We start from the raw sequence: 26,400 nt of genomic DNA on the forward strand, positions 1-26,400 counted from the left end.
TCCTGGCCAGCTGGCCAGGATTTTTATAGCTGGACTCGTATAGCGTGACAATGCTCCAGGGATCAGTCTTGCTATTACCAACCTTTCTGCACTTTATGTGTGATGATTAGAGTAATATTAGGATAGATGTTTTATGAACAGGGAATTGGTTCGATTTAACCCTCATGGATGTCGTAATAGTATTGGTGATTCAATTATTGTTGACTACGATCTGGCTTCGTTTACCGGGCTGATAAAAAATTTTACTCAGTTTCTGAAAAAATATTACAAAGTATATAGAATTTATCCTCGTGTTGTTACATTACCCTGCATTTCTATTGCTATCGCACTGGTCATGGCGTGTATTAGTTCAGTATTCCCTCTCGTTAGCTGGATTAAAATCCTGAGCGCTATATCTTATGTTGCGGTAATGGTCTTTGTCGCAGCAACCATAGGGATTCAGGTTAACCTTTGGATATGGCTTTTTGGATTTCGTGAAATGGCCCGGGCACTTTACCGGGCAGATTTCAGCCAGCCAGCCCGTTACACTTTTTATCAGGAAGGTATAGTTTTTACCGATCCCTGGCAGTATGGTGCCTTATCCTGGGATGATTTTTATATTATTCAACGAACGGATGAATTCCTTGCATTTATCTTTTGTCCTAAAAATACGCCAAAAGGAAAAATTACAGCAGGGTATTTACCGATTTTGATACCAGCAAAAGCATTGGATAAACATGCTGAGCTATTTATTTTTTTAGCGGAAAATGCGGGCGTTGATTTTGATTTTATTTATAAAGATAATTCAACCCATCAGAGAAAATGAGCGTACCAAAGCTTGATTTCATCGATCATGTGCGCAGGCTTAACTTTTTCTCCTCCAGATTGACAATGATCGACTCCATCTGACTTCCGGTTGAGGAGAGTCTCACTGCCTGATGCGTGGGTAAGACCGGTAATGAGGGGGTGCTTACGCCCCTCATCCCGCTGAAAACCGCTTAAATCCTCAGTCCGTCAGTCATTACTACCGGCTCAATCGTCTCCCCGCTAAAGATCAGCTTATCCAGACACAGCATCCGGTGTCCCGCCTCATTATCGCCAGGGATACGTCGGTGATAGGCGATCAGCCATTGGTCTTCATCGTTGAGCGCAATACAGCTATGATGCCCCGGCCCGTCGGCGATCGGCTGCGCGGTCAGTAGGGTGGTACGCGGGCCAGCGAAGACAAATGGCGAGTCGCTGGCAGTCGTCACGGCGCGATAGCTACCGTTGGTCCAGTTGCCCTCCGACCACATAAAATGATACCGGCCCCGGCGCTTGATCATGCAGGGAGCCTCGACGTAGCCGGGAATATCGATCTCGCGAAATACGGTCCCATCCTCGAAAGGGATAAACCCGTCCATGTCAGGGTTCATCTGAGCAACATTGCAGTGTCCCCAGCCGCCGTAATAAAGGTATATTTTACCGTCATCATCGGCAAACAGGTGGGCATCTATGGGCTGCGCGTCGTTAATAAAGCGGTCAATCAGCGGCTTTTTGAGTAGTGCCCGAAATGGACCCGCAGGCGAGTCTGCGACGGCAATTTCCAGCCCGCCGACCTGGTCGTTATCCTGAATGTCATTCGAGGCAAAAATCAGATAGTACCTGTTATTGGCGGCAACAATCGTCGGTGCCCAGACCGCACGCCAGATCCATGGGAAGTCAGCCATCTCAACGATCCCGGCATGTTTCTCCCAGTGCACTAAATCCGGGGAAGAAAATGCGTCGATATTCAGTTGCTGCTTATAGTCGGTGAAAGAGCGGGTAACGTAGATCCAGTACTGACCTGCATAAAAACGGATTTCCGGGTCGGCGTACCAGCCCTCGATCAGCGGATTTTTCACAGTGATTGTCATGATCATTCCTTTTGATGAATCAAATCGTTAAGTCTGAGGCCACAATAATCCAGCGCCAGTTCGCAGAACATGGCGTTGGCCCAGGAGAACCACGGGCGGGTATAACGGGAGGGATCGCTGGGATCGAACGATTCGTGCATCATGCCGGTGTTGTCGTCGGTGTCGATCAGCATCTTAATCATGGCGAGCTTTTCCGCCGGATCGTCAGTGGTCAGGCCCTGCACCGCCAGCGCAATCGGCCAAATATAACCGGTCGGCGTATGCGGGCTGCCGACGCCCTGCGCGTACTTCCCGGTGCGGTAAAATGGATTGTCTGTACTTAAGATAAAGCGTCGGGTGTTCAGGTAGCGCGGATCGTCTTTTGCCAGCGCGCCCAGCAGCGGCAGTGACAAAAGTGATGGGACATTAGCGTCGTCCATCAACAGCACATTGCCGAGACCGTCCGTTTCATAGCAGTACATTTCGCCATAATCAGGATGCCGGACCACGGCATGCGCCTCAATTCCGGCACGGATTGTCGCTCGTAGCGCGACAGCATTACAGCGCATTGCATTATCATGCAGAACATCGCGGGCAATATCTTCCAGGTAACCCAGTGCCACGGTGGCGAAAAAATTCGCAGGGACCAGATAACCCCAGGTACAGGCATCGTCGCTTGGGCGAAAACCCGACCAGGTCATTCCGGTGTAGCTTACCGGCGCGCCTTTGCCGTTACAAGGAAGCGTATCCGTAGGCGCAGGGGGGTTAGGACGCTGGAAATGATAGGCAGAGCGTTGCCCGTGATGCTGCTCGGTTTCCCACAGCTCCAGGATCAGACGGCTGGCCTGGATAAACGTTTGATCAAAATGCGTGGTAATGCCGGTGATTTTCCAGAACAGCCAGGCAAGCTGAAGCGGATAGCAGAGGGAGTCAATTTCGTATTTGCGCTCCCAGATTTGCGCGTGCATCGCCGTTAGATCGCTTTGATGACCTGAACCGTCAGGATGGCGATTAAACGCGTTAGCGTAGGGATCAAGCGTAATAAAATGCATCTGCTGGCTGATCACGCCAGCAATCAACGTCTGTAACTCGCGGTGTTGCTGACAAAAAAGCAAATAAGGACGTATCTGGCAGGCGGAGTCCCGCAACCACATAGCAGGGATATCGCCGGTGATAATAAAAACGCCGTTATCGCTTTTTTGCACGGTGGTATCCAGCGTATTAGCCAGGCCACGCTCAAGGATTTCGGCGATTTTTACATTTCCGGTACAGCGTAAGGCCTGCGCTTTGCTGATAGCAATAAATTCACGATCTTGTACATTCATAGGTTCAGCGGTTCTCGTGATAAATAGCCTTACCCGCTGCAAAGCGGGTAAGGGATTTACGCTGACAGGCGAGGGCACGCCTGTTCATTACTGTCGAAAAGATGGCAGCAGCGTGCCGGGATATGCAGTCTGACCGTACTGTAGCGTTGATATTGATGATAGCCGTTGAGCTTTGCCGTCAAATCATCCTCAAGATACAGGCAAGTGGCATCGCCGAGTTGCTCGATAAAATGGATTGGCCGTTCAAGGGTATTGTCGCCTGCCTCCGACGTCAGCGTGATATGCTCCGGACGTATTCCAAGCGTGACGTTTTCACCAACGGATAAATATTTGCCGTCTACCTGCACGCTGAGTATTTCTTTATCAGAAAGTTTGACATCTACGTGATCGGAATGAATTTCTGCTACCTGTGCTGCTAAAAAATTCATTCGTGGTGAGCCAATAAAGCTGGCGGTAAATTTATTGCGCGGATGCTCATACAACTCCATAGGTGAGCCAATTTGCGCCACACTCCCGTATTTATTGACGTTCTCGCCGCTATTAAGCAGTACGATTTTGTCTGCCAGCGTCATGGCCTCGACCTGATCGTGGGTAACATAAATCGTCGCGACATTTTCAAATTCACGATGCAACCGGCCAATCTCAAGGCGCATTTGCGCGCGCAGACCGGCGTCAAGGTTAGACAGCGGTTCATCAAACAGAAATGCGCCGGGTTTGCGAACAATAGCGCGCCCGATGGCCACGCGTTGTCGCTGTCCGCCAGAGAGGGCGGCCGGGCGACGAGTAAGCAGATCTTCCAGCTGGAGGGATTTGGCCGCGGCAGCGACCTGGACTTTAATCTCCTCGTCAGGCATCCTGGCCATCTTTAAGGCAAACCCCATATTTTCCTCAACCGTCATATGGGGATAGAGCGCATAGTTCTGAAAAACCATCGCAATGCCCCTCTCGGAAGAGGGGACATCGGTCATGCGTTTTTCATCAATATACAGTTCACCTGCGGAGATCTCCTCCAGCCCGGCGATCATCCGTAGCAGGGTGGATTTACCGCAGCCAGACGGGCCAACGATGACGCAAAATTCGCCCTGGTTAATGGTCAGGTTGATATCGTTAATCACAATCTGTTTCGCCGAATACGCTTTGTAGACGGACGCTAATCGTATTGTTGCCATGGCATCACCTTTTAATGTGCTTCCGCCTGCTTCTGGCGTCCGTCAACCCATGGAAACTCTGCGATACGAATACGTGCACAGCCATAGGGGACCAGCGTGATGGTTGATGGGCATGACATTGCGTCATAAGCCGGACTGTTAGGCACCGGGCCTGCCGAATTATCGACGACCTTCCAGGTAGGTAACCGTCGTGCGCTCGCCCGTAATGTTAGCGGGGCGCTGGCCAGCGCAAACGGCTGTTCACCGGAAGGTTGATAGTGGATCTCACGAACTTCCGCGCCAGTTTCCGGCTGCACGTCCAGCGCATAATTCCAGGTGGAACGTGCACGTACCTCCCAGTCACCGGTCAACGCGCCGCCGGGAATTTTTTCCCAGATTTCACCGGGCGTGAGTGCCATCAGTAACGGACCGTAATACAGACTGACCGCATTGTGCTGACGGGGTTCGACGGCGACCTGGCGCTCAAATGTCACACTGAGGTTATCACCGGTGTGCCATTGCCGGGTAACGGGCAGATAGCCGCAGGTACTGACGTTAGGAAGCGTATTTCCATTAAGCGTAATACGTGTGCCGCGACTCCATGACGGAATGCGTAACCATAACGTTTTTTCCCCTTCTGGCGCAGAATGCACCGTAAAGATCAGATCGCCATTAAACGGATAATCGGTATCCAGCGACACCTTCCAGTCACCCGATTCAACACGTGCCGGGGCGTACATCATGCAGGCTAAATCTTTTTCACCGGCACGCATAAACAGACTGTTGCAGAATTTTGGCCAGCCCTGATGATAGTTTGCGGTACAGCAACCGAAGTTTGGCTCCAGGCCGAAGGTATTGCATTCATCGCCGCTATACGTCCAGTTACGCTGGGCAACGCTGGCGGCAATTTGATTTGGCTGTTGATGATACTGGTGCGCCATCATATCCGCCGTGATCCCGGCAGGGAGGGCGTTAAACGCAATACGCTCAAGACGTTCGGCAAACTGCGCGTCGCCGTAAATGCGCAGTAAATTTTCCAGCGAATACATTAGCTCAACGATGGCGCATAACTCCACGCCTTGTTCCGGAGCGTTGCCTGCCAGCCATTCATCGCCGGAGAACATGCCCTGTGCCTGGCCGTGATGGCGATCCAGCTCGCTAAAACAGCGCTGAATTTCTGTCAGTCGTTCACGCCGTTGATGAACATCATCATGCATGGCCGAGTATTTCATGCCCATCGCCACGTTGACGACGTGGGTGAGGTGTGAAAAGTAATTCACCGGACCCGTCGGCAAATGATGAAGAATAAAGTCCGGCCAGTGGTTACCCTGCTCCAGTAAAAGTCTGGCAAGTTTCGGCAAGGTGTCATCATCGGGTAACTGCTTCCATGCCCATAAAACGGTCAGAACGTTATCAGCAGCGCGAGCCTTGCCCCAGTCGCTCAGCGGGCGCTCAGGTAAATGGCGGAGCTGATAATGAAAATAGCGCTGCATAAAAGGTAACACGCGTGGATCGCTGGTGGCGTCGGCATATTGCATTAGCACTTTTAACGCGACCATGCGCGGCCACCAGTCACTGTTGTGCTGCGGTCCGAACCAGCCTTCGGCGTCCTGGCTGTTAAGCATCCATTCAATCCACTTCTGCGTTTTTTTAATCAATTTGTCATCATGCAGGCAGTACGCCAGCGGCAGCATACCGTCTAAATAATAAGGGCCGCGCTCCCAGCTTTCGCCGCTGCCGCCTAACCAGCCGCTGTTTGGGCCAACATCAGGCCATACTTCCTCCAGTTGACCAGAAAGTCCCTGCGCCTGAAGTGTTAACTGGCGCTTCAGCCACCCGAGAGGCTGAATATTTCCTGGATTGATAAACGACAGCGTTCCAGGAATGGCTGATACGGTATTTAGCTTCATGCTCGTTCTCCATGAAATAACAGATAAGTAATGGATCAGCCTTTCGTTGCGCCGCTGGTTAATCCACTGACATAATGCTTTTGTAGAAACAGGAAAATGATGATGCAGGGCAGCATTGTAAATGTCGTGCTGGCCTGCAACAGGCCCCAGTTAACGGTGCCATACTGTCCGGAACTGGTGGTAAACAACAAAATAGGCATGGTGTAATTTTCGGAGTCAGTCATAAATACCAACGCCACCAGAAATTCATTCCATGCAGCAATGAAGGTTGTCACTATAACGGTGACAATACCGGGGGATACCATTGTCGGCATCACCCGGAAAAGGATTTTTAGCGGTGAGCAACCGTCAAGCTGCGCCGCTTCATCTATCTCCCGCGGAATGCTATCAAACGTGTTTCTCATCATAAAAACACTGAACGGTAACTGAAACGTAATATAAACCAGCACCAGTCCAATGATGTTATTTTGTAAGCCCATTTTCGTGATGATAATAAATAATGGCGTTAAAATAGGCTGAAAAGGGATCATCATTGTTAATAAGACGATGACAAAAAAGAGGTTCTTTCCGCGAAAGTTGAAGCGTGAGAAACCATAGCCTGCCAGCGTAGACAATATTACCGTGCCGACGACCGTGAGCAATGATATCACACCGGAAAGCATGATTGCCCGGGTCATGCTGTTATTGGATAGCAATAGCTCACTGAAATTATTAATAGTGAAAATCGATGGCCACCATGTTGGTGGCGTCATGACTAAATCGCTGGAGATTTTTAATGATGAAATAAATACGCAGGCCAATGGATAAAGAAAACCGATGACCAGTATGCCATTGATTGCGTAAAAGAGAATTTCGGTGATTCTACTTCTCTTCCGATTGAATTGTAAAACAACATCGTTGCTCATGGTTACGCCCGTCCTTGTTTATCGCGTAAGAACCAGATTTGCAGGATGCTAATCACCATCAATATAAACAATTGAACAATTGATAGCGCGGCACCATAACCCATTCGGCCATACATAAATGAATTATTGTAAATATGAAAGACGCTGGTGATCGTTTTATCCATCGGGCCGCCATTGGTAATGATGTAAAACTGATCGAACGCCAGTAGCGAGCCGGAAACAGAGAGGATTAGCGTTAACATAAAGGTTCGTCGCATTAACGGCAGCGTGATATAGCGCAACCGTCGCCAGCCCGTTGCACCATCCACCTGGGCCGCATGGTAAATATCTTTATCGATGCCCTGTAGTCCAACCAGCAACAGGATCATGTTAAAGCCTGCGGTTTTCCATAGCACCATGGCAATAACAACAAAGAAGCTGGCATTAAAGCTATCCTGATAAATGACCGGTGAGTCGAATAATCCCAGCGATACCCCAAGGTGATTTAACAAGCCATAGCGCGGGTCGAGTAGCCAGCGCCACATAATACTGGCGGCACCAAAACCAATGACGGTTGGCAAAAAATACACGCTGCGAAAAAATGCGACACCCGGTTTCTTATTGTCTTTAACCAGTGACGCCATTATCATTGACAGAATAAAGATTAACGGCGTGATGATAATGGCATAAACAAAGGTGAATTTTAAAGCATGCCAGAAAATACCATCATCAATAATGTTGAGGTAATTTTGCAGACCGATAAATTTGGCTTTACCAAATAGGGGCCATTTATAAAAAGACATCCAGGCCGTCATGATTAGTGGTGTAATAAAAAACAGCCCTACCACCATCAGAACTGGCAGGATGAAGAGAAAGCCTAAATATCCCCTGGCGTTACTTTTACGAAACGTTTGTTCTGATAACGCAGCGCTTTTTTTCTGTAGCCACTGTTGAAAAAGCTGGGGCTGATATTCTTCCATCTGTGTAGACATTGTCAACGCCTCGCCGTGCAGGCACTCTGCCAGTAAAAGATGAATGGCAGAGTGCCTCACTTCATAAAGATTCAACTATAAATCACTGTTCCGATCTTTTTAAAATTTGTTTAATTTTCTGGTCGGCTGTTTTCAGCGCATTATCCACATCACCTTCAAAAACTGATTTTTGAATCAATGTCAGCAACGGGCTATTTTGCGCGTTAATCGTTTCGTTATAGGGAATTAAATAGGGAACGTGGCCTTTGGCCAGCGCTTTGCTTGCCAGAAGGTATTTTGCGTCTTTTTGGCTGTAAGGATTTTCGCTGACATCCTGCCGTGTAGGAATAAAGCCATTTTTTGCCAGCACTTCGATCTGCGTTTCTTTTGATAGGGTCCAGTTGATAAAATCAATGGCCTCTTTCTCATGCTTGCTGCCTACCGGAATAGCAAACGCATCGCCGCCAGAAAAGGACGCCCAGTCGCCCTTTTTCTCGCCAGGGAAATACGCAACGCCATAATCAATATCAGGATAGTTATCTCTGAAGACTTTAAAGGTGAAGGCACCTGAGCCAACCATGCCAATTTTTCCGGAGGCGAATGAGTCATTCAGTGCTGAGTCGGCACGTGAGAGGGGGGAGATTAATCCGTCTTTATACTTGTTATGGAAGAAGGTCAGCGTTTTTTTGTTCTGCGCCGAGTCAACGACGGACGTTTTGCCATCAGCTGAAACCAGATCCCCACCGCTGGCCCACAAATAGGGAACAAAGGTAAATGCCAGACAGCCCGAGCATCCGCCAGGCAGGGCAAAACCATAATATCCCTCGCCAACTTTTGTAATTTTTTCCGCGTCGTCACGCAGTTCCTGTAGCGTCTCTGGCGGCCTTTCCGGGTCCAATCCGGCCTGACGGAACAGTTTCTTATTGTAATAGAGGAAGGAGGATTCAGCGGCAAACGGTACGCCATAAATATGTCCTTCATAGCTGCCAATAGCTTTTAAGGTATCGCTAAACTGGCTTATATAATCCATCTTGCCAACTTTGTCGGTCAGATCGACGAGCTGTTCTGAGCGATTAAGTTCGGGAAAATAAACGATATCCAGGGCGACCAGATCGGGTGGATTACCGGCGGCGATGGAGGAGCTTAATTTAGACATGAGCGAGGAATTAGGAACAATGTTCAGACGGACGTTGACCTTGTCCTGCGCTTTATTGTACTCATTGACAATAACTTCCAGGGAGGCCTGGTCGCTACGTCCCCAGAAGGTAATTGTTTCTTTTGCCTGCGCAATACCATTAAACGAAGCAGAGATGATACACGCAGCAACGGCTGTGTGGACAAATTTAGAAATCATAAAAACCCCTAATTTGTTACGCTTGAGAATATCGACAGCTTGATTCTCCTGGTTGTAAGTAGCAGGGAACCATCACTTTGCCCCTGCGGTCCTGACCATCAATTTTTTCTATTAAACATTCACCGGCAATGCGGCCTAATTCATTTAACTGAAAATCAATACTGCTTAACGTTGGGCGGCATAGCTCCGTAATAACCTGCCAGTTATCGAAACTGACCACCGCAACGTCTTTGGGAACGGATTTATGCTGTTCATATAAGGCCTGAAGTACGCCGTGGCCGATCAGATCATTGCCGGTAATCACCCCGTCAATGTCGATGCCCTGAGACAAGAGCAGTCGCATAGCATCGTAGCCATGCGCAGAACTCCAGCTACCATACTGTTCCGCAAAACAAGGCATGTTCTGCGCTTCCATCACTTCCCGACATCCGGCGCTACGCTGTTGCACCGCTAAAAAATGTTCAGGACCGGTGATGTGCACGATATTTTTGCAGCCCTGCTCGATTAAGTGCTGACACGCCAGCTTACCCGCGCCGCGATCGTCTGGTAATACACACATTGCATTGTCGTCATCAACAGCGGTATAGGCATACACCACGGGTGTATTATCTTTTAACCGTAGCGGCTCACGCTTATCGGTTTTCGCGGCGGTAACAATAATACCGTCAACATGTTTTGCTAACAGAGAATCAATATGCCGTTTAAACTCTTGCGGTGAGCCGCTGGCGTTACATAAGAAAACGGATATCTGTGCTTCTGCCAGCGCATTTTCTATGCCTTTTAAAATAGGCAGGCTGAAACGACCATAGCCGTCGCTGGATAATAAACCGATGGTATAGGTTTTTTTCTGATGCAGAGAGCGGGCCAGTTCGCTGGGCCGATAATCCATTTCATTAATGACACGCTTAATTTTATCTTTGGTCTGTTGGCTAATGGACCCGGTCCCATTCATAACTTTGGAGACGGTACTTATACTAACATTCGCGGCGTTGGCAATGTCTCTAATAGTAATACGTGTTTTGTTATCAGCTTTTTTCACCACGTTATTGCCTCTGCCTGACTGTGATAGCCGAGATTATAAAAAAAGGAAAACGTTTTCCTATTCTGTTTTAAACAGAGTGAGAAAACGATCACAAATATTCTTGCGGAATGATTAATAACGTGATGCGAATTGCATTAATACAATTAAAAATATATTTTGAGGGTTAATGATAAATCGCGAAATATATTTCGCATGAATGTGTGTCGGTTATTTTTAGATTTTTTTTAATTTAATATTGATGGCTTCAATCATTCAATACGATATGGAGACGCATTTATGACAATTATACGGTAAGCCGACAATATCGCCGACTTACTGTAGAGAGCAGAAGGATTAGAAGTTATACCCTGCGACCAGATACCAGCCAAAGCCGTTAGATTTGATCGGCTCTGCCTGCCATACCGGCTGGTCGCCATCGTTCCACTGGCCACCGTTATGGAAGTAACGCGCCACTACTGAGTAGTGCCAGTGATCGTAGTTCAGTGCCAGGACATGGCTGGAGGCAATCGAGTTGCTGGTGCGGTACTGATCGTCGCCCAGGTCTGAACCCCAGTCAAAGTTGGTGAAACCGATATAGCTCAGGTGGCCGCCCCAGACATCGGTAATCGGCACAAAATATTTCACTTTGAAGCGGTAGCCATCCCACTCGTTTTCGTTTGACGCACCGTAGTTCTGCCACTGATATTTGGCATACACGTTCAGCGACAGACCAATCGGCAGACCGGTTTCAACGTCGGTACCCAGACCCATATACCAGGTGCTCTGGCGACCGGATTCATTGCGGCCCATATCGTAGATATAGTTGTTGGCAAAGTACCACTCTTTAAACGGCCCAAAGCTCAGATCCGAGTTGGTCAGCTTATCAATGGAAAAACGCGGTTCGATTTCAGTAAACAGCGGCGAACCGTGGTTCCAGATGCCGCGTGAATCGCCGTCACCGCCGAAGAAGCGTGGCGCATCCACGTAGCCGTAAAAATCAAACCAGTCTTTTTTGGCGAACGCTTCATATTCCAGATAGGTGTCGTTACGTAACGCCGGGCCAAAGCGGGTGTGATAGCTGCCGACCACGTTGACGCTCTGATGCCACCAGTCAGAAAGGAACTGCGGTTTTTCCGCTTCAGCTGCCTGGGCGGTAAAGCCAGAAGAGAGCGCCAGCACTGCGCCTGCTGCAAGAATTGTATGTTTCATAGTTATGCCACTGTTTAAAAAAATCCCTCGCGGGAATGAAAAAAGATGACTGCGCGTTGCTAAATGTTTCATATTTTCTGTGGTGCCTATTATAAGAATCATTGCTCACAAAAATATGTGTTGTTTCACATTCCTGTCACACGCGTAATCGATTGCGTTCACGTTTGCGTACTTTAACGACGGCGATTGTACTGATGGGCGGACTTATTGCCAATCTTTAACGGATTTTAATAAGTATGAGTGATGGTAACGAGGGGAGGGCAACAGAAAAGGGGATGGTGGGATGAAGCAGTGACGCGGGTCAGGATGCCCATCGCAATCTGACTGAACCAGGCAGCCCAATCCGGCGCGTCCGGATTGGGGGAGGCATTCGCTCAGACACTAAGGTTAAGGCTGTTGCGCGGGCTGAATATCATGGATTCGAATGAAACCTAATTGCTCAGGCGTGATGCCATTAAGCTGTAGCGGAATGTCGACATCGCTGGGGGCCAGGCTGCTGGCCGGGGCATTGATGAGCTGGTTCTGGACGTTAACCTCCTGGTAATCCTGCGTGGTGCCCTGGATTTGTCCCCATTCAACGGTACCGCTAAATGCCGGTAACGGATCATTTGATTCTCCCTGAATGCGCAGTGTTAACCGCGTGCCGTCGGCATTGGGTGCGATATTTGCCAGCGACATGCGCAGCATACCGATCTGACTGTTTAGTCGGGCAGGGGTATTTGCCCCCGGCAATAAATAGACACCGCTGGCAGATTTCTTATTCAGGGCATTCTGCTGGGTGATTTTTACCGTTTCCTGATTTAACTGCGTCATCTCTTTATTGAGCGTGCTGACGCTCTGATGTAGCTGGCGAACTTCACTTTGCGGGGCACAGGCGGTCAGAGCAAACAGGCTTCCCAGCGCGAAAACCTTTAAATAACGTCTTGTCATAACGGCGGTTCCTTCAAAAAGGCGATTATTGTCATTATGGTAGAGGATAACGACGCATCTGCCATCGATCCATAGTCTCAAAAAGCTCTTCCTTTGTAGTCCTGCCAGTTCAGGGTAAACTATAGGTCATATTAACCACTCGTCAGGACGCGATATGCACTGCCCATTCTGTTTAGCCGTAGATACCAAAGTCATCGATTCCCGTCTGGTGGGTGAAGGGTCTTCCGTGCGCCGTCGGCGACAGTGCCTGGTGTGTAATGAGCGTTTTACCACCTTTGAAGTGGCGGAACTGGTTATGCCGCGCGTGGTAAAAAGTAACGACGTGCGTGAACCTTTTAATGAAGACAAGTTGCGCAATGGCATCCTGCGGGCGCTGGAAAAACGTCCGGTGAGCGCTGATGACGTTGAAATGGCGCTCAATCACATCAAATCGCAGTTACGGGCAACGGGTGAACGTGAAGTGCCGAGTAAGATGATTGGCAATCTGGTGATGGAACAACTCAAAAAACTCGATAAAGTCGCTTATATCCGTTTTGCCTCTGTTTATCGCAGCTTTGAAGACATTAAAGAGTTCGGCGAAGAGATCGCCCGCTTACAGGATTAACCTCATGCAGGATGAAGTATTTATGGCGCGAGCGCTGAAGCTGGCGCAGCGCGGTCGTTTTACGACTCATCCCAACCCTAACGTGGGTTGTGTCATTGTGAAAGAGGGCCGGATTGTCGGCGAGGGCTACCATCGTCGCGCTGGCGAGCCGCATGCAGAAGTTCATGCGCTGAGAATGGCTGGTGAGCATGCCCGCGGTGCAACCGCCTATGTCACCCTGGAGCCGTGTAGCCATCACGGTCGCACGCCGCCGTGCTGCGAAGCACTGATCGCCGCAGGCGTAACGCGCGTAGTGGCCGCCATGCAGGACCCTAACCCACAGGTTGCCGGACGCGGGCTGTATCGCCTGAAACAGGAAGGCATTGAGGTCAGTCACGGGCTGATGATGAACGAAGCCGAGGCGTTAAATAAAGGCTTCCTCAAGCGGATGCGCACCGGTTTCCCTTACTTGCAGCTTAAGTTGGGGGCATCGCTTGACGGGCGTACCGCGATGGCCAGTGGCGAGAGTCAGTGGATCACCTCGCCGCAAGCGCGACGCGATGTACAGCGCCTGCGCGCGCAAAGTCACGCTATCCTCACCAGCAGCGCGACGGTGCTGGCGGACGATCCGCAGCTAAACGTGCGCTGGGACGAACTGTCATCGGCTACCCAGGCGTTATATCCCCAGGACGCATTGCGCCAGCCGATCCGGATTGTGGTGGACAGCCAGAATCGGGTGACGCCAGCGCATCGTATCGTGCAGCAGGCGGGAGAAACCTGGTTTGCCCGCACGCAGGACGACACGCGTGAATGGCCTGAGGGCGTCAGATCGTTAAAAATTCCTGCCCATAACGGCCATGTGGATCTGGTTGTGCTGCTGATGCAACTGGGCCGTGAGCAGATTAACAGCGTCTGGGTGGAAGCGGGTGCAACGCTTGCCGGCGCGTTGCTTCAGGCAGGGCTGGTCGATGAGCTGGTGGTTTATCTTGCGCCGAAACTGCTGGGCAATGATGCTCGTGGCCTGTGCGTTTTGCCGGGCCTCGAACAGCTTTCGGCGGCACCTCAATTTAAATTCAATGAGATACGTCAGGTTGGTCCGGATATTTGTCTGCATCTGACCAACCTGTAGCGCCTGCGGTAAAAGAGAAGCAGCGCCCGAATTATTATGATAAAATCCGCCCCCCTGCGGGGCCAAATGAACCCATAGGAAGAGTATGAACATTATTGAAGCTAACGTTGCTGCCCCGGACGCTCGCGTCGCCATCACCATTGCGCGTTTTAACAATTTCATCAACGACAGTCTGCTCGACGGCGCGGTTGACGCCCTCAAGCGTATTGGTCAGGTGAAAGACGAAAACATCACCGTTGTCTGGGTCCCTGGTGCCTATGAGCTGCCGCTGGCGGCAGGCGCGCTGGCGAAAACCGGCAAATATGATGCGGTCGTGGCGCTTGGCACGGTGATCCGTGGCGGTACTGCCCACTTTGAATATGTGGCGGGTGGCGCAAGCAACGGTCTGGCACATGTCGCTCAGGAGAGCGAAATCCCGGTTGCGTTTGGCGTTCTCACCACTGAAAGTATTGAACAAGCCATCGAACGCGCGGGGACCAAAGCGGGTAATAAAGGTGCAGAAGCTGCACTGACCGCGCTCGAAATGATTAATGTATTGAAAGCCATCAAGGCCTGATTTTTGTAAGGGGAATTCCGTGAAACCTGCTGCTCGTCGCCGCGCCCGTGAGTGTGCCGTCCAGGCGCTTTACTCCTGGCAGTTGTCCCAGAACGACATCGCTGATGTTGAATACCAGTTCCTGGCGGAACAGGATGTCAAAGATGTCGACATCGTGTATTTCCGCGAACTGCTCTCCGGGGTGGCGACTAACAGCGCATATCTCGACGGCCTGATGAAGCCGTACCTGTCCCGCCTGCTTGAAGAGCTGGGTCAGGTTGAGAAAGCCGTACTGCGTATCGCGCTGTTCGAGCTGTCTAAACGTGATGATGTGCCGTATAAAGTTGCCATCAACGAAGCCATCGAACTGGCAAAAACCTTTGGTGCCGAAGACAGCCATAAATTCGTAAACGGCGTGCTGGATAAAGCAGCCCCGGCGATCCGTCCCCGCAAAAAGTAATCTCCAGGCCGGAAGGGCAGGGCGGTCTCGCTCTGCCGCCGGCCTTTTTATTTGTTACAGCTGAGGCATAACGTATGGCATGTGGCGAATTCTCCCTGATTGCCCGTTATTTTGACCGCGTAAGAAGTTCCCGTCTGGATGTAGAGACCGGTATTGGCGACGACTGCGCGCTGCTTAATATTCCTGAAAAACAGACCCTGGCAATCAGCACCGACACTCTGGTCAGCGGCATTCATTTTCTTCCTGATATTGATCCTGCCGATCTGGCGTATAAAGCGCTGGCCGTGAACGTCAGCGATCTGGCGGCAATGGGAGCCGATCCCGCGTGGTTAACGCTGGCATTGACCCTGCCGGAGGTTAATGAATCGTGGCTGGCAGCGTTCAGTGACAGTCTGTTTGAGCAGCTTAATTATTACGATATGCAGCTTATTGGCGGTGATACGACTCGTGGTCCGCTGTCAATGACTCTGGGTATCCACGGCTACGTGCCGCTGGGCCGCGCTCTTAAACGTTCTGGCGCAAAGCCGGGCGACTGGATTTACGTCACCGGTACGCCAGGCGATAGCGCGGCCGGGCTGGCAATTTTACAGGACCGGCTGCAGGTTGATGACGAGGCTGATGCCGCGTATCTGGTGAAACGGCATTTACGCCCGACGCCACGCGTGCTTCACGGTCAGGCGTTGCGCGATCGCGCCAGTTCGGCTATCGATCTGTCTGATGGGCTGATTTCCGATCTGGGCCATATTCTGAAGGCCAGCGGCTGCGGTGCGCGTCTCGATCTCAATGCGTTTCCTTTTTCCGCGCCGATTCTCCGCCATGTCGAGCCCGAGCAGGCATTACGCTGGGCGCTGGGCGGCGGGGAAGATTATGAACTTTGCTTCACTGTGCCGGAGCTTAATCGCGGCGCACTGGACGTGGCGCTGAAGCATCTGGGCGCGACCTTTACCTGCATTGGACAGGTGGTGCCGGAAAGCGAGGGCGTTCAGTTTTTACGCGATGGCCAACCGGTTGTTTTTGACTGGAAAGGGTACGATCATTTCGCGTAATGCGCATTGTTAATCGGCGACAATATATTTAATATCAATGCATTATGCTTCGCCTTGCCCGGCCTACAAATACGCAAATCAAAGCGTTACACATACTCTGTAGGCCCGGTAAGCGCAGCGCCACCGGGCAGAACCACAGCGGGAGCTTTAGCGTAGTTTTGCCGGGTGGCGGCTTCGCCTTACCCGGCCTACGAAAAACCATTAACATCAATAAGTTATGCGTAATCTGTAGGCCTGTGCAAGCGAAGCGCCGCCAGGCATCGTTCCACGGTATAACGTTTGTCAGCAGTCTGCTCCTGCTCCGCAGGATGATTATTTAAACCCCACCACCGGATGCTGCTGATACGGCGTTTCAAGCTCGGCGATCTGTTCGGGGGTCAGCGTCAGATCCACCGCCTGTAACAGTTCATCAAGCTGCTCCTGCCGTGAGCTGCCGATAATCGGTGCGGCAATGCCGGGTTTGCTGAGCAGCCACGCCAGCGCTACCTGCGCCCGCGTCGCGCCGGTTTCTTCTGCGACGCCGGTCAGACGTTCAGCGATCTGCGCGTCATTATCTTCCGTAGTGTTATACAGCGTGCTGCCAAATTCATCAGAGACCGAGCGGGCGGTGGTTTCGCCCCACGGGCGGGTCAGACGACCGCGCGCCAGCGGACTCCATGGGATCACTGCCACCCCTTGCTGATAGCACAGCGGCAGCATCTCGCGTTCCTCTTCACGGTAAATAAGATTGTAGTGATCCTGCATGGTGACGAACGGTGCCCAGCCGTGTTGTTTTTGCAGCGCCAGCGCGTCAGCGAACTGCGCGGCATGCATGGAAGAAGCGCCGATGTAGCGTGCCTTACCGGCTTTGACGACATCGTTAAGCGCTTCCAGCGTCTCTTCAATAGGCGTGTTGTAATCCCAACGGTGGATTTGCAGTAAATCAACGTAATCCATATTCAGACGGCGCAGGCTGTCATCTATCGAGCGCAGGATCTGCGCGCGGGACAGGCCTTCTGCCAGATCGCCAACCTGGTGATACACTTTGGTGGCGACCACCACCTCTTCACGGCGCGCAAAATCACGCAGCGCACGACCAACGATCTCTTCGCTACTGCCGTCAGAATAGCTGTTCGCCGTGTCGAAAAAGTTAATGCCGCCTTCCAGCGCACGTTGAATAATTGGACGGCTACTCTCTTCCGGCAAAGTCCAGGCATGCTTGCCGCGATCCGGTTCGCCGAAGGTCATACAGCCGAGGCAAAGGCGGGAAACCCTGAGGTCTGTTTTTCCTAACATGTTGTATTGCATGGTTCCACTCCTGCTATAAGGGTACGATTAAGCATAGCAGGAGTGGGGGGAGGAGTTATGCGAGCCAGTGGCGGATTTTCGTTTCAATTCCTGTCGCATCCAGGCCAATTGCCGCGCGGGCTTCTTCCTGCGTGCCCTGCGGGATAAAGAAATCCGGCAGGCCGAGGTTCAGCACTGGCACCACTTTGCGTTGCGCCATCAGAACTTCATTTACGCCGCTACCTGCACCACCCATGATCGCATTCTCTTCCAGCGTCACCAGTACGTCATGTTGTTCTGCCAGTTGCAGGATCAGCGATTCATCAAGCGGCTTCACAAAACGCATATCCACCAGCGTCGCGTTTAGCGACTCGGCGACCTGTGCGGCGTCCGCCAGCAGCGTACCAAAATTCAGAATAGCCACTTTCTCGCCCTGGCGTTTTACCACGCCCTTACCGATCGGCAGCATCTGAAGCGGCTCCAGTGCTGCGCCAGTACCTGAACCGCGCGGATAACGAACCGCACTTGGCCCGTCATTATAGTGGTAGCCGGTATGCAGCATCTGCCGGCATTCGTTTTCATCGCTCGGCGTCATAATCAGCATATCGGGAATGCAGCGCAGGAACGAGAGATCGAATGCGCCCTGATGAGTCTGACCGTCAGCGCCGACAATCCCTGCGCGATCGATGGCGAACAGTACCGGCAATTTCTGAATGGCGACATCGTGGATCACCTGATCGTAAGCACGCTGCAAGAACGTCGAGTAGATCGCGACGATCGGTTTATAGCCGCCAATCGCCAGCCCGGCGGCAAAGGTAACCGCGTGCTGCTCAGCAATGGCGACGTCAAAATAGCGGTCGGGGAATTTGCGTGAGAACTCAACCATGCCGGAGCCTTCACGCATCGCTGGCGTAACTGCCATCAGCTTGTCGTCCATGGCGGCAGTTTCACATAACCAGTCACCAAATATTTTTGAGTACGAGGGCAATCCGCCGCTGCTTTTCGGCAATACGCCGCTGGTATGATCGAACTTCGGCACCGCATGGAAGGTAATCGGATCTTTTTCGGCTGGCTCATAGCCACGGCCTTTTTTGGTCATAATGTGCAGGAACTGCGGGCCTTTCAGGCCGCGCATATTCTTCAGCGTACTCACCAGACTCAGTACGTCGTGACCATCAACCGGGCCGATATAATTAAAGCCCAGCTCTTCAAACAGCGTGCCCGGCACCACCATACCTTTAATATGTTCTTCGGTGCGCTTGAGCAGTTCTTTGATCGGCGGCACGCCGGAGAAGACTTTCTTGCCACCTTCACGCAGCGAGGAATAGAGCTTGCCGGAGAGAATTTTCGCCAGATGGTTATTTAGCGCGCCGACGTTTTCCGAAATCGACATTTCATTGTCGTTAAGGATTACCAGCATATCCGGGCGGATATCACCCGCGTGGTTCATCGCTTCAAACGCCATGCCAGCGGTGATCGCGCCGTCGCCGATTACGCAAACCGTGCGCCGCTGTTTATCTTCTTTTTCTGCCGCAATCGCAATACCAATCCCGGCGCTGATTGAGGTGGAAGAGTGACCAACGCTCAATACGTCATATTCACTTTCACCGCGCCACGGGAAAGGATGAAGCCCATCCTTCTGGCGGATGGTGTCGATCTTATCACGACGGCCGGTCAGGATTTTATGCGGGTAGGCCTGGTGGCCCACGTCCCAGATTAACTGGTCGAACGGCGTGTTATAGACATAGTGCAGCGCTACGGTAAGTTCAACCGTGCCAAGCCCGGAGGCGAAGTGACCGCTGGAACGGCTCACGCTGTCGAGCAGGTAGCGACGCAGCTCATCGCACAGCTTCGGCAGGCTCTCTTTCGGCAAAAGGCGTAACTCCTGGGTGGAGTCGACCAGCGCCAGGGTCGGGTATTTGGCTATATCAAAACTCATAGAGACTCATCGCGGTGTTTTGTTTATTTATCACGCTGGATTATATAATTCGCCAGTGCTTCCAGTGCGGAGATATCAAGAGACTGTGCGGCCAGCTGACTGAGAGACTGGCGGGCGTCGTCAATCAGATCCCGGGCTTTATTGCGGGCTTGCTCAAGGCCCAAAAGTGCGGGGTAGGTACTTTTGCCAAGCTGCTGATCGGCACCCTGGCGTTTCCCTAATGTCGCAGTATCGCCCACCACGTCCAGAATGTCATCCTGAACCTGGAAGGCCAGACCGATAGATTCTGCATATGTATCAAGAATGGGCAGTGCGTCACGTCCTCGCTCGCCGGCGCTGAGCGCACCCAGGCGAACAGCGGCCCGGATCAACGCGCCGGTTTTGTGACGATGGATACGTTCAAGCGCCGCCAGATCGACGTGCTGACCTTCTGCTTCGAGGTCCAGCGCTTGTCCGCCGCACATGCCCGCGACGCCGCTGGCCTGTGCCAGCTCCGCGACCATCGCCAGACGATCGCGGTCGCTGACGTCCGGCATCGGTGCGCTGCTCAGAATCGAAAACGCCAGCGTTTGTAAGGCATCGCCCGCGAGGATCGCGCTCGCTTCACCAAATTTAATATGGCAGGTCGGCTGACCGCGACGCAGATCGTCATCATCCATCGCTGGCAGATCGTCATGGATTAGCGAATAGGCGTGAATACACTCAATCGCGGCGGCCGGTGCGTCCAGCGTCTGCGGGCTGATATTAAACATCTCACCGGTGGCGTACACCAGAAAAGGCCGCAGGCGTTTACCACCTAACAATGCACCATAGTGCATCGCCTCGACCAGCGGAGTGTTCTGAAACGGCTGTGGCTCGATAAACCGGCGCAGCGCGCCGTTCGCCCGCTCAACGCAAACTTGCAGCTGTTGGATGAAATCCATTTACTCGGCGTCCGGGGTGAAAGGGGTAAGCGGAGCATCTTCGCTGTCTGCCAGCAGGATTTGCACCCGCTGCTCAGCCTGTTGCAGCTTTTTCTGACCCTGACGCGCCAGCTGTACGCCCTGTTCGAATTCATTGAGCGCCTGCTCCAGCGGCAGATCTCCGCTTTCCAGACGAGTGACGATTTGCTCCAGTTCGCTCAGCGCGCTTTCAAAACTGGCAGGTGCTTCGTTTTTCTTTGGCATAGTAAATGTCTGACTCTCAGTAATTTCAGCTCAGGGTTTATGGTAACGGACCCGGAGTGATTAGCAAATAACGCGCAATGGTAAGGGCAGATGCGCAGAATGACCGCGATGGTGGTATACTGGCGCGCCTGGATGCAGCCGCAGGTATGGGCTGCTGTACTATTTTCCACTACAAGTCGCTTAAGACTTGCCAAAGAACCATTGCCGCCATGAAGTTTATCATTAAATTGTTCCCGGAAATCACTATCAAAAGCCAATCTGTGCGTTTGCGCTTTACTAAAATTTTAACCGGTAACATTCGTAACGTTTTGAAGTCCTGGAAAGACGATCTTGCCATCGTTCGTCACTGGGATCATATTGAAGTTCGTGCTAAAGACGAAAACCATAGTCCTGCGATCCGCGATGCGCTGACCCGTATCCCGGGTATTCATCATGTGCTGGAAGTCGAGGATGTTCCCTTTACTTCAGTACATGACATCTTTGAAAAAGCCCTGGCGCTGTATCGCGAGCGGCTGGAAGGCAAAACCTTCTGCGTGCGCGTTAAGCGCCGTGGCACCCATGAGTTTAGCTCTATTGAGGTCGAACGCTACGTCGGCGGCGGTCTGAATCAGCATATTGAATCCGTGCGGGTGAAGCTGACAAAGCCAGACGTCACCGTGAATCTCGAAATCGAAAACGATCGCCTGCTGCTGGTGAACAACCGCATAGAGGGGATCGGCGGTTATCCGATTGGTACGCAGGAAGACGTGATGTCGCTGATCTCCGGCGGTTTCGACTCCGGGGTTTCCAGCTATATGCTGATGCGTCGCGGTTGCCGTGTCCACTACTGCTTCTTCAACCTCGGCGGTGCGGCGCATGAAATCGGCGTACGTCAGGTGGCGCATTATCTGTGGAACCGCTTCGGCAGCTCACATCGCGTGCGTTTTGTGGCGATTAACTTTGAGCCGGTAGTGGGTGAAATCCTCGAAAAAGTCGATGACGGCCAGATGGGCGTAGTACTCAAGCGTATGATGATCCGCGCCGCCTCTAAAGTTGCAGAACGCTATGGCGTGCAGGCGCTGGTCACGGGTGAGGCGCTCGGCCAGGTTTCCAGCCAGACGCTGACCAACCTGCGTTTAATCGACAATGTCTCCGATACGCTGATCCTGCGTCCGCTGATTTCACACGATAAAGAGCACATCATCGATCTGGCGCGTAAAATCGGTACCGAAGACTTTGCCCGCACCATGCCGGAATACTGCGGCGTGATCTCGAAAAGCCCGACCGTGAAAGCGGTGAAAGCGAAAATCGAGGAGGAAGAAGCGCATTTTGACTTCAGTATCCTTGACCGGGTAGTTGAGGAAGCCAGCAACGTCGACATTCGCGATATCGCGGCCCAGACGGAGCAGGAGGTTGTGGAGGTTGAGACTGTCAGCGGCTTCAGCCCAAATGATGTGATTCTGGATATCCGTTCTGTGGATGAGCAGGACGATAAGCCGCTGAAAGTAGAAGGGATCGACGTGGTTTGTTTACCGTTCTACAAGCTGAGCACTAAATTCGGCGATCTTGATCAGAGCAAAACCTGGCTGCTGTGGTGCGAGCGCGGTGTAATGAGCCGGTTGCAGGCGCTGTACCTGCGCGAGCAGGGCTTTAAGAATGTGAAGGTGTATCGGCCATAACAAAATATTCCCGGATAGGATCACTATCCGGGAAGTTATCCCTTACCATGAGTAAAACAGGGCATCAACTGTTACTGAAATCATTATGTGTGGCCGTATCCTGCATAATAAATAGCGACAATACTCATGTTCTTATGCTTGGTTAATTTACGTTAGTTATTCTTGAAAGGCAGACGGTATCTCCCTGCGCCCAGAAACATGATGCAAAGCGCGCCAAGGAAAAAGAGCGCTTCATTTTCCAGACCCCAGGCACCCACTTTGGTAATGCTGAAAATTTTATCCGTCCCCACTAATAGTGTGGCGACAAGGATATTAAAGGCATAGATAAGGGCGGCCGGACGGGTAAACCACCCTACAATGATTAGTAGAGGGGCGATAATCTCCCCAATGAATACCCCATAAGCAATGAAGCCGGGTAGCCCCTTGGATTCAAGGATGCTGGAAATCCAGTCCACACCGTGGTTGACCTTAGCGATACCATGGAAGATCACTAATACCCCGAACGTTAATCTTAGTAATAGCCGTCCAAAATCAGGGTGATCGGTAAAACGTGTAAAAGCATCATTAAATTTATTTAACATCGTTTGTTCTCTGTTTATTTTTTTATTTCGGTCAGCGTACCTTTGCGACGAGAAGCTGAACCATCGGGAAGAAAGATATTAGTGTATGCAACACCATGGCGAAAATCATCAACGTGTACTACGTGTTGGCCAGCTCGACGTGACCAGTAGATCATATACACGTCATTGCTGATGGGCGTTACGCTAATCGGTACAGTGGCGGTATTTTTACCATCCGGAGATGTAAAGCGCATTTCCCTGGATGAGGTAAAATCAAGGCGAAATTTTTGATCGCCAAAATCCACGTTGTAAGATTTTCCTGTGGGAGAAAATTCATTATCAGTCGCCTGAGGAACCTCATGTAATTTGTCTTCCTGAGCCAGTGCCTGGCTTGTACTCCCAATAATGACCGTTATTATTAGTGTGATAAGTTTTTTGCTCAGCATGTTATGTCCTTTTTTGCCATGTCTATGCCATATTTTGACGTTGCCGCCAGAGACTTTGCTATTTTGAGTTCCCAGGTATCAAATATGCACGTCATAATTCGAGTTAAGAACCCGATCAGATTTATACACATGATCCTTTAGCTATTGAAGAAGGCACTCTGAGGTCACTACGTTTCCTCAAGGTAACCTGACTGGTGAGGTACGTTATGAATGAAAAGCAATTGCCCTGGAACATTTACGACGATCGTTACCCTACCCGTGATGTGCTGGCGAGGCTGGCGGACAAATGGGCTTTGCTGGTGCTTGGACGACTGGAGAATGGACCGATGCGTTTTAACCATCTGCGGCGCGATATTCGTGGGATTTCACAGAAGGTACTGACGCAGACATTACGCAAGCTGGAAAGAGACGGCTTAATATCGCGGCAGATTTTTGCCACTGTGCCGGTCACGGTAGAATATAACCTGACATCGTTGGGAAGGACACTGACCGATACTGTTACGGTGCTTGCCCATTGGGTGGAAAGGAACATGGATGCTGTGCAGGCGGCTCAGGCAGCTTATGATGCGGCTAACACAGCGTAAAACTCCTGCAATGCTGCCGTCATCAGCATAGAGTCTGACGACGACAAAAAAAGATAAATGTGCTGACTCAGGGTCTGGATGCCGTACCATCGGGGGTTCGGGCCAGTGTCCAGGAAGGAATACCGCCTTCACACGGGTATTTTGCCGCTTCTGCTTCGTTAATATCCATACCCAGTCCCGGTTTATCATTAACATAAGCATAACCGCGTTCAATTTCAGGACAACCAGAGAAAACGTCGCGAAGCGCGTCGTTCATCGGGGTGTATTCCTGAATGCCAAAGTTGGAAGAGCTTAAGTCAAGATGCATATTGGCGCAAACGCCAACCGGAGAGATATCACCCGGCCCATGCCATGCAGTACGAACGCCATTCAGCTCGCTGTATACAGCTAATTTTTTTGCCGGTGTAATGCCGCCTATGGTGCTGACATGGCAACGGATATAGTCGATAAGTTTATTGTCGATCAATGGCTTCCATTCGTTAATATTTACGAACAATTCTCCCATTGAGACCGGCGTGGAAGACTGCTGGCGCAGCATATTCAGCCAGCCAATATTTTCTGGCGCAACCGGATCTTCAAGATAAAAAAGCTGATACTCCTCAAGTGCCTTAGCAAGGTGAATGGCGGTTACAGGCGTGACACGTTCATGTACATCGTGAATAAACTCAATACCGAAACCCAGTTTATTACGCAAATGTTCGAACAAACGAGGTACGCTTTTGGCATACGCATCAGGATCGAAATATATACCCGCCGTTTGATGACGTGGAGAGCGTTTAGGCTGGATATTTTTCGCCTTTGCAAGCTGAGTGGCGATCAGCTTTAAATCATCCGTCCCTGCTCCGCCATACATACCCATTTGGCAGCGCACATGCTGATAACCTTCTTCCATACGGGCACGAATATTGTCTTCTACCTCAAATTCATCGCTCCCATCGGTATGACAATAAAGAGGGATTGCATCACGGCATTTCCCCCCCAGCAGTTCGTAAACGGGCATGCCCGCTCTTTTACCTTTGATATCCCATAGCGCCATATCAATACCAGAAAGGGCGTTATTCATAATTGGTCCATTGCGCCAGTAACCACTTACAGCAGCGGACTGCCAGATATCTTCAATACGGGTAGGATCTTTGCCCAGTAAAAAAGGGGCCATGTAATCATCAATGGCGCTCTTCACAGCAAAAATGCGTTGTGTAAAAGTCGCACACCCCAGCCCATACAGACCCGGTTCATTGGTTTCAACTTTTACCACGGCCAAATCAATACCGCCAGGGGCGGTCAGGATTGTTTTCACATTAGTGATTTTGAGGCTACTCACGTTAACTCCTTAATAAGAAAACCAACCGGATGCAGAGAGAGAAATACTCTAAATTTGTAAGTCGTCCTACAACTTAGTTGAGTTATATCATGCTTTTTACAGGGTATGGATGTACAAATCTCGTTTTGTGACGACGATCATAAAATGCATTTGTGATAAAATTAATATCATATATATCAATAAATTGAGTTATATTGCGAAACAATTTATAGGCCGTTTCGTGATCCGTATTGCAAAAATTATCGTTGATGGTTGATTTTAGGTAAACAAAAACTCACTCTCAAATAAGGTAGTCGTCATACAAATTTATCAGGAGAAAAACATGACCACCTTATTTGATTTAACCGGGAAGACTGCACTGGTGACAGGATCCGCTCGTGGACTGGGCTTTTCTTACGCTGAGGGATTGGCAGCAGCGGGCGCACAGGTCGTTCTGAATGACATTCGGGATACCTTGCTTGAAGAATCGGTGGCAAAACTGACAGCCAAAGGGTATCGCGCTCACGGTGTGGCTTTTGATGTTACTGATGAAAATGCTATTGAAGCCGCGTTCGCCTCACTTGATGAACAAAATATCGCTGTTGATATTCTTATAAACAATGCTGGTATTCAGTATCGTAAACCCATGGTTGAACTTGAATTGGCAAACTGGCAAAAAGTGATTGATACTAATTTGACCAGCGCGTTTCTTGTTTCACGCGCGGCGGCGAAGCGGATGATTGCGCGTAATACAGGTGGAAAGATTATTAATATCGGCTCATTAACCAGCCAGGCTGCCAGACCGACTGTTGCACCTTACACCGCAGCGAAAGGTGGGATTAAAATGCTGACCTGCTCTATGGCAGCAGAATGGGCACAGTTTAATATTCAGACTAATGCCATTGGTCCCGGTTACATATTAACAGATATGAACACCGCGCTAATTGAAGATAAACAGTTTGACAGCTGGGTGAAAAATAGTAATCCGTCACAGCGCTGGGGACATCCTGATGAACTCATTGGCACAGCAGTATTTTTGTCCTCCAAAGCCTCGAACTATATCAATGGCCAAATAATCTACGTTGATGGCGGCTGGCTGGCAGTCCTGTAATCATTTCCTTAT

Annotated in this window: 26 protein-coding genes; 9 read left to right on the plus strand and 17 right to left on the minus strand. The window is 50.8% G+C overall.

The genetic code is table 11. The features are described from left to right. Nucleotides 1-133 precede the first annotated feature (133 nt). A complete protein-coding gene (locus CHU32_RS07395; RefSeq protein ID WP_103674874.1) occupies nucleotides 134-805 on the plus strand; it encodes a hypothetical protein in 672 nt (223 codons plus the stop codon). 172 nt (nucleotides 806-977) lie between these two features. Here the strand turns inward: CHU32_RS07395 and CHU32_RS07400 are convergent, their stop codons facing one another. The 10 genes from CHU32_RS07400 to CHU32_RS07445 form a co-directional block, all read right to left on the minus strand. Beyond that, entirely contained in the window at nucleotides 978-1,874 is an 897-nt protein-coding gene (locus tag CHU32_RS07400; protein WP_218113706.1) for a glycoside hydrolase family 43 protein, read from the minus strand. 2 nt (nucleotides 1,875-1,876) lie between these two features. After that, a complete protein-coding gene (locus tag CHU32_RS07405) occupies nucleotides 1,877-3,178 on the minus strand; it encodes a glycoside hydrolase family 125 protein (RefSeq protein WP_103674875.1) in 1,302 nt (433 codons plus the stop codon). A gap of 56 nt (nucleotides 3,179-3,234) precedes the next feature. After that, complete coding sequence (locus CHU32_RS07410; protein ID WP_103674876.1) at nucleotides 3,235-4,347, minus strand: ABC transporter ATP-binding protein; 1,113 nt, start codon at nucleotides 4,345-4,347, stop codon at nucleotides 3,235-3,237. Between the two features lie 11 nt (nucleotides 4,348-4,358). Beyond that, nucleotides 4,359-6,236 carry a beta-L-arabinofuranosidase domain-containing protein gene (locus CHU32_RS07415; RefSeq protein WP_103674877.1) on the minus strand — a complete coding sequence of 626 codons (1,878 nt, stop codon included), beginning with the start codon at nucleotides 6,234-6,236 and terminating at the stop codon, nucleotides 4,359-4,361. Between the two features lie 35 nt (nucleotides 6,237-6,271). Next, entirely contained in the window at nucleotides 6,272-7,141 is an 870-nt protein-coding gene (locus tag CHU32_RS07420) for a carbohydrate ABC transporter permease (RefSeq protein ID WP_103674878.1), read from the minus strand. A 2-nt stretch (nucleotides 7,142-7,143) separates the two neighbouring features. After that, complete coding sequence (locus tag CHU32_RS07425) at nucleotides 7,144-8,112, minus strand: carbohydrate ABC transporter permease (RefSeq protein WP_218113708.1); 969 nt, start codon at nucleotides 8,110-8,112, stop codon at nucleotides 7,144-7,146. 82 nt (nucleotides 8,113-8,194) lie between these two features. Further along, a complete protein-coding gene (locus CHU32_RS07430) occupies nucleotides 8,195-9,445 on the minus strand; it encodes an ABC transporter substrate-binding protein (protein ID WP_103674879.1) in 1,251 nt (416 codons plus the stop codon). A 16-nt stretch (nucleotides 9,446-9,461) separates the two neighbouring features. Further along, complete coding sequence (locus CHU32_RS07435; protein ID WP_103674880.1) at nucleotides 9,462-10,487, minus strand: LacI family DNA-binding transcriptional regulator; 1,026 nt, start codon at nucleotides 10,485-10,487, stop codon at nucleotides 9,462-9,464. A 333-nt stretch (nucleotides 10,488-10,820) separates the two neighbouring features. Further along, nucleotides 10,821-11,675, minus strand: coding sequence for a nucleoside-specific channel-forming protein Tsx (locus CHU32_RS07440; protein ID WP_103675054.1), 855 nt, complete (start codon nucleotides 11,673-11,675; stop codon nucleotides 10,821-10,823). 387 nt (nucleotides 11,676-12,062) lie between these two features. Further along, nucleotides 12,063-12,605 carry a SadB/YajI family lipoprotein gene (locus CHU32_RS07445; RefSeq protein WP_103674881.1) on the minus strand — a complete coding sequence of 181 codons (543 nt, stop codon included), beginning with the start codon at nucleotides 12,603-12,605 and terminating at the stop codon, nucleotides 12,063-12,065. Nucleotides 12,606-12,759: 154 nt separating this feature from the next. Between CHU32_RS07445 and nrdR the strand changes: the two genes are divergently transcribed. The 5 genes from nrdR to thiL all read left to right on the plus strand — a co-directional run bounded on the left by nrdR (nucleotide 12,760) and on the right by thiL (nucleotide 16,358). Further along, the gene (gene nrdR / locus CHU32_RS07450; protein WP_103674882.1) at nucleotides 12,760-13,209 is read left to right on the plus strand and encodes a transcriptional regulator NrdR; all 450 of its coding nucleotides are present in this window, start codon (nucleotides 12,760-12,762) and stop codon (nucleotides 13,207-13,209) included. A gap of 4 nt (nucleotides 13,210-13,213) precedes the next feature. Continuing rightward, the gene (gene ribD / locus CHU32_RS07455) at nucleotides 13,214-14,317 is read left to right on the plus strand and encodes a bifunctional diaminohydroxyphosphoribosylaminopyrimidine deaminase/5-amino-6-(5-phosphoribosylamino)uracil reductase RibD (RefSeq protein ID WP_103674883.1); all 1,104 of its coding nucleotides are present in this window, start codon (nucleotides 13,214-13,216) and stop codon (nucleotides 14,315-14,317) included. An 85-nt stretch (nucleotides 14,318-14,402) separates the two neighbouring features. After that, on the plus strand, nucleotides 14,403-14,873 hold the full coding sequence (gene ribH / locus CHU32_RS07460) for a 6,7-dimethyl-8-ribityllumazine synthase (RefSeq protein ID WP_103674884.1): 471 nt from the start codon (nucleotides 14,403-14,405) through the stop codon (nucleotides 14,871-14,873). Between the two features lie 19 nt (nucleotides 14,874-14,892). After that, the gene (gene nusB, locus CHU32_RS07465; RefSeq protein WP_103674885.1) at nucleotides 14,893-15,312 is read left to right on the plus strand and encodes a transcription antitermination factor NusB; all 420 of its coding nucleotides are present in this window, start codon (nucleotides 14,893-14,895) and stop codon (nucleotides 15,310-15,312) included. Nucleotides 15,313-15,386: 74 nt separating this feature from the next. Then, nucleotides 15,387-16,358 (plus strand): thiamine-phosphate kinase, encoded by a 972-nt coding sequence (thiL, locus tag CHU32_RS07470; RefSeq protein WP_103674886.1) that lies wholly within the window; start codon nucleotides 15,387-15,389, stop codon nucleotides 16,356-16,358. 312 nt (nucleotides 16,359-16,670) lie between these two features. On the opposite strand, the gene CHU32_RS07475 is transcribed toward thiL, so the two are convergent. From CHU32_RS07475 to xseB, 4 genes are read right to left on the minus strand one after another with little or no spacing between them, the layout of a single operon-like run. Then, complete coding sequence (locus CHU32_RS07475) at nucleotides 16,671-17,645, minus strand: aldo/keto reductase (protein WP_103674887.1); 975 nt, start codon at nucleotides 17,643-17,645, stop codon at nucleotides 16,671-16,673. A gap of 55 nt (nucleotides 17,646-17,700) precedes the next feature. Then, nucleotides 17,701-19,563 (minus strand): 1-deoxy-D-xylulose-5-phosphate synthase, encoded by a 1,863-nt coding sequence (gene dxs, locus CHU32_RS07480; RefSeq protein WP_103674888.1) that lies wholly within the window; start codon nucleotides 19,561-19,563, stop codon nucleotides 17,701-17,703. Nucleotides 19,564-19,586: 23 nt separating this feature from the next. After that, entirely contained in the window at nucleotides 19,587-20,486 is a 900-nt protein-coding gene (gene ispA, locus CHU32_RS07485) for a (2E,6E)-farnesyl diphosphate synthase (RefSeq protein WP_103674889.1), read from the minus strand. Then, a complete protein-coding gene (gene xseB / locus CHU32_RS07490) occupies nucleotides 20,487-20,729 on the minus strand; it encodes an exodeoxyribonuclease VII small subunit (RefSeq protein WP_103674890.1) in 243 nt (80 codons plus the stop codon). Between the two features lie 209 nt (nucleotides 20,730-20,938). Between xseB and thiI the strand changes: the two genes are divergently transcribed. Continuing rightward, nucleotides 20,939-22,387, plus strand: coding sequence for a tRNA uracil 4-sulfurtransferase ThiI (thiI, locus tag CHU32_RS07495; RefSeq protein WP_103674891.1), 1,449 nt, complete (start codon nucleotides 20,939-20,941; stop codon nucleotides 22,385-22,387). 152 nt (nucleotides 22,388-22,539) lie between these two features. Here thiI and CHU32_RS07500 read toward each other — a convergent pair whose 3' ends face one another. Both CHU32_RS07500 and CHU32_RS07505 read right to left on the minus strand, forming a co-directional pair. Beyond that, entirely contained in the window at nucleotides 22,540-22,968 is a 429-nt protein-coding gene (locus CHU32_RS07500; RefSeq protein ID WP_103674892.1) for a DoxX family protein, read from the minus strand. A 14-nt stretch (nucleotides 22,969-22,982) separates the two neighbouring features. Next, on the minus strand, nucleotides 22,983-23,393 hold the full coding sequence (locus CHU32_RS07505; protein ID WP_103674893.1) for a MoaF-related domain-containing protein: 411 nt from the start codon (nucleotides 23,391-23,393) through the stop codon (nucleotides 22,983-22,985). Nucleotides 23,394-23,599: 206 nt separating this feature from the next. Between CHU32_RS07505 and CHU32_RS07510 the strand changes: the two genes are divergently transcribed. After that, complete coding sequence (locus CHU32_RS07510; protein WP_103674894.1) at nucleotides 23,600-23,977, plus strand: winged helix-turn-helix transcriptional regulator; 378 nt, start codon at nucleotides 23,600-23,602, stop codon at nucleotides 23,975-23,977. A 67-nt stretch (nucleotides 23,978-24,044) separates the two neighbouring features. Here CHU32_RS07510 and CHU32_RS07515 read toward each other — a convergent pair whose 3' ends face one another. Beyond that, complete coding sequence (locus CHU32_RS07515) at nucleotides 24,045-25,298, minus strand: enolase C-terminal domain-like protein (RefSeq protein ID WP_103674895.1); 1,254 nt, start codon at nucleotides 25,296-25,298, stop codon at nucleotides 24,045-24,047. A 322-nt stretch (nucleotides 25,299-25,620) separates the two neighbouring features. Between CHU32_RS07515 and CHU32_RS07520 the strand changes: the two genes are divergently transcribed. Further along, nucleotides 25,621-26,388 (plus strand): SDR family oxidoreductase, encoded by a 768-nt coding sequence (locus CHU32_RS07520; protein ID WP_103674896.1) that lies wholly within the window; start codon nucleotides 25,621-25,623, stop codon nucleotides 26,386-26,388. Nucleotides 26,389-26,400: the final 12 nt, after the last annotated feature.

It is taken from the genome of Superficieibacter electus, from assembly GCF_002915575.1.
Classification (GTDB): domain Bacteria; phylum Pseudomonadota; class Gammaproteobacteria; order Enterobacterales; family Enterobacteriaceae; genus Superficieibacter; species Superficieibacter electus.